The sequence below is a fragment of the Blastococcus deserti genome (assembly GCF_042682525.1).
GTDB lineage: Bacteria > Actinomycetota > Actinomycetes > Mycobacteriales > Geodermatophilaceae > Blastococcus_B > Blastococcus_B deserti.
Map to the genome: position 1 here is coordinate 1 of NZ_JBHUHP010000001.1, position 3727 is coordinate 3727.

At 74.3% G+C, this 3727-nt stretch carries 4 protein-coding genes; 3 read left to right on the top strand and 1 reads right to left on the bottom strand.

Features of this window, described 5'->3' with window-relative positions:
• On the top strand, nt 1-399 hold a 399-nt coding region (locus ACFSHS_RS00005), incomplete at its 5' end, for an MBL fold metallo-hydrolase (RefSeq protein WP_376870211.1).
• A gap of 30 nt (nt 400-429) precedes the next feature.
• Here ACFSHS_RS00005 and ACFSHS_RS00010 read toward each other — a convergent pair.
• The gene (locus ACFSHS_RS00010; protein ID WP_376870213.1) at nt 430-849 is read right to left on the bottom strand and encodes a hypothetical protein; all 420 of its coding nucleotides are present in this window, start codon (nt 847-849) and stop codon (nt 430-432) included.
• Nucleotides 850-1042: 193 nt separating this feature from the next.
• Between ACFSHS_RS00010 and purF the strand changes: the two genes are divergently transcribed.
• Nucleotides 1043-2668 carry an amidophosphoribosyltransferase gene (gene purF / locus ACFSHS_RS00015; RefSeq protein ID WP_376870215.1) on the top strand — a complete coding sequence of 542 codons (1626 nt, stop codon included), beginning with the start codon at nt 1043-1045 and terminating at the stop codon, nt 2666-2668.
• Entirely contained in the window at nt 2665-3726 is a 1062-nt protein-coding gene (gene purM / locus ACFSHS_RS00020) for a phosphoribosylformylglycinamidine cyclo-ligase (protein WP_376870217.1), read from the top strand. The genes purF and purM overlap by 4 nt, the downstream gene beginning before the upstream one ends.
• The last annotated feature ends 1 nt before the right edge of the window (nt 3727 follow it).

A 3727-nucleotide genomic window follows, 5' to 3' on the forward strand; every position in this document is an offset into this window, starting at 1 on the left:
ACCGCCGCCCCCGCCCTGCGCGAGGCCACCGGCGCGCCCGTCTGGTTCCACCCGATGGACCGCATGCTGTGGGACGTCGTGCACCCCGACACCCCGCCCGACCGGGAACTGACCTCGGGAACCCGCTTTCCCGTCGCCGGCACCGAGCTGCACACCCTGCACACCCCCGGCCACTCCCCGGGCAGCGTCTGCCTGCACGCCCCCGACCTGCACACGGTGTTCACCGGCGACACCCTCTTCCACGGCGGACCAGGCGCCACCGGCCGCTCGTTCAGCGACGGCGACCTGATCCTGCACTCGATCCGGTCCGAGCTGCTGACGCTGCACGGCGACACGGTCGTCAGGACCGGCCACGGCGAGGACACCACCATCGCCGCGGAGCTGCGACACGTCGGCTGAGCAGGTGCCCGCCGCGGGCGCCGGTGGGGGTCACGGCCCGGTCGCGTCACCCCGGTCCGCGTCACCCCGGTCCGCGTCGGGCCTGTTCGCGTCGGGCCTGTTCGCGTCGGGCCCGTTCGCGTCGCCCCCGTTCGAGCGCGGCTCGTCGCTGCGGGGGGCCGTGCGCTCGAGCCTCTGGCGGATCGCCGCGACGTTCAGCGCCAGGTCCTCCAGTGCCTCGACGGCGCGCGTGGCCAGGGCAAAGGTGAGGTTCTCGCGCTGCTCCTCGGCGCTGGGCTCGCGATAGCGGTGCGCGCTGCCCGGCGGCCGTTCGCGCGCGAAGGACTCGCGCACCCGGCGCGTCGCCTCCGCCCACGGGTCGTCGCCGCTGCGGGCATCGCCGAACAGCTCCCGCAGCATCCGCTGCGCCATCTCGAGGAACTCACCCGGGTCGGGCCGGTCGGTCGCCATGCGTTCTCCTCCTCCGGTGGCGAGGACGTGGCCGCAGATCAACGTGCCGGACGGCGTCCCGGTTCCCGGCCGGACCGGTCGCGACGCGCGCGCAGCCACGACACGTCGGATGACCCGGGGGACACGCCGCCGCAGTGGCGCCCCTCACCCCACCGCCGCCGGGAACCGTCGTCCGCGCCGGTACCCTCGGGATGTGCCTCGCGGTGATGGACGGCTGACGCACGACCTCGACCCCCACTCTCCCGGTCCCCAGGACGCCTGTGGCGTCTTCGGTGTCTGGGCGCCGGGGGAGGAGGTCGCGAAGCTGACCTACTTCGGTCTGTACGCCCTCCAGCACCGCGGTCAGGAGGCGGCCGGGATCGCGGTGTCCGACGGCTCCTCGGTCGTCGTCTACAAGGACCTGGGGCTGGTCAGCCAGGTCTTCGACGAGCCCACGCTGGGGAGCCTGCACGGCCACATCGCCGTCGGCCACACCCGCTACTCCACCACCGGCGCCTCCACCTGGGAGAACGCCCAGCCCACGTTCCGCACCACCGACGCCGGCACCGGCCTGGCGCTGTGCCACAACGGGAACCTGGTGAACACCGCCGAGCTGGCCGCCCAGGCCGCCGACGCCGGGGTGCCAGGGGCGTTCGTCGCCACCAACGACTCCGACCTCGTCACCGCGCTCATCGCCGCCCGCCCGGACCTCTCGGTCGAGGCCGCGGCCATGGAGGTGCTGCCGCAGCTGCGGGGCGCCTTCAGCCTCACGTTCATGGACGAGGACACCCTCTACGCCGCCCGCGACCCCCAGGGGGTGCGCCCGCTGGTGCTCGGCCGCCTCGAGCGCGGCTGGGTGGTGGCCAGCGAGACGGCGGCGCTCGACATCGTGGGCGCCTCGGTGGTCCGCGAGGTCGAACCCGGCGAGCTCATCGCGATCGACGAGAACGGGTTGCGCAGCCAGCACTTCGCCCCTGCCGAACCCAAGGGCTGCGTCTTCGAGTACGTCTACCTGGCCCGTCCCGACACCACGATCTCCGGCCGCGGCGTGCACGCCGCCCGCGTCGAGATCGGACGCCGGCTGGCCAAGGAGCACCCGGTCGAGGCCGACCTGGTGATCCCGGTGCCGGAGTCGGGAACCCCCGCCGCGGTCGGCTACGCCGAGGCCTCCGGCATCCCCTACGGGCTGGGCCTGGTCAAGAACTCCTACGTCGGGCGCACGTTCATCCAGCCCAGCCAGACGATCCGCCAGCTCGGCATCCGGCTCAAGCTGAACCCGCTGCGCGACGTCATCCGCGGCAAGCGGCTGGTCGTCGTCGACGACTCCATCGTGCGCGGCAACACCCAGCGGGCGCTGATCCGGATGCTGCGCGAGGCGGGCGCCGTGGAGGTGCACGTCCGCATCGCGTCCCCGCCGGTCAAGTGGCCGTGCTTCTACGGCATCGACTTCGCCAGCCGGGCAGAGCTCATCGCCAACGGCCTGGAGATCGACGGGGTGCGCGCCTCGATCAACGCCGATTCCCTCGGCTACGTGTCCGAACAGGGCCTGATCGCCGCGACCGAGCAGCCGGCCAGCCGGCTGTGCACCGCCTGCTTCACCGGCCAGTACCCCATCCCGCTGGGGGAGTCCGAGGTCCTGGGCAAGCACGTCCTCGAGGGCATCGGCCGGACGCCGCTGCCGATGGCCATGCCGAACTCCATGCCGAACTCCATGCCGAACTCCATGCCCAGCTCGCGGCCACGGGCGGACGAGCAGCGGGCGGTCAGCGGCTGGACCGGCCGGCAGGCCGGCAGCGCCAGCGTCCCCGGCGGCGCCGAGGACGCGCTCACCCGGCCGTGAGCACTCCCTTCACGTACGCGGCCTCCGGCGTCGACATCGACGCAGGGGAGCGCGCGGTCACGCTGATGCGCGCCGCGGTCGAGCGGACCAACCGGCCCGAGGTGGTGGGGGGTCTGGGCGGCTTCGCCGGGCTGTTCGCGCTCGACACGGCGAAGTACCGCAGGCCGCTGCTCGCGTCCTCCACCGACGGCGTCGGCACGAAGATCGCGCTCGCCCGGCAGCTCGACCGGCACGACACCGTGGGCATCGACCTCGTGGCGATGGTCGTCGACGATTTGGTCGCGTGCGGCGCGGAGCCGCTGTTCCTCCAGGACTACGTGGCCTGCGGCACGGTCGTCCCCGAGCGGATCGCCGCGATCGTCACCGGCATCGCCGCCGGCTGCACCCAGGCGGGCGCGGCCCTGGTGGGTGGCGAGACCGCCGAGCACGGTGACCTCATGGACGCCGACGAGTACGACCTCGCGGCCACGGCGGTCGGTGTCGTCGAGGCCGACGCCGTGCTGGGGCCGGAGCGGGTGGCCGACGGCGACGTCGTCGTCGCCATGGCGTCGTCCGGCTTCCACTCCAACGGCTACTCGCTGGTGCGCCGGGTGGTGAGCGCCGCGGGGCTGGACCTGCACGCGACCCCGGCGGGACTCGACCGGCCGCTGGGCGCGGAACTGCTCGAGCCCACCCGGATCTACGCCCGCGACTGCCTCGCGCTGGTCGCCGCACTCGGCGTCGAGCGGGTGCACGCGTTCGCCCACATCACCGGCGGCGGGCTGGCCGGCAACACCGCCCGCGTCGTCCCGGCGGGTCTGCAGGCCGTGCTGGACCGCGGCACGTGGGCGCTGCCGCCCGCGGTCCGGCTGCTGGAGGAGCACGGTGTGCCGCGGGAGGAGTCCGAGCGCGCGTTCAACTGCGGGGTGGGCATGGTCGCGGCCGTGGCCGCCGACGCCGCGGACGCCGCGGTCGCGCACCTCGTGGAGGCCGGCGTCCCCGCCTGGGTGGTCGGCACCGTCGGCCCGCGGGCGGACGACGCCGCGCCGGCCGCCCGCCTGGTGGGCACCTACCGCTGAC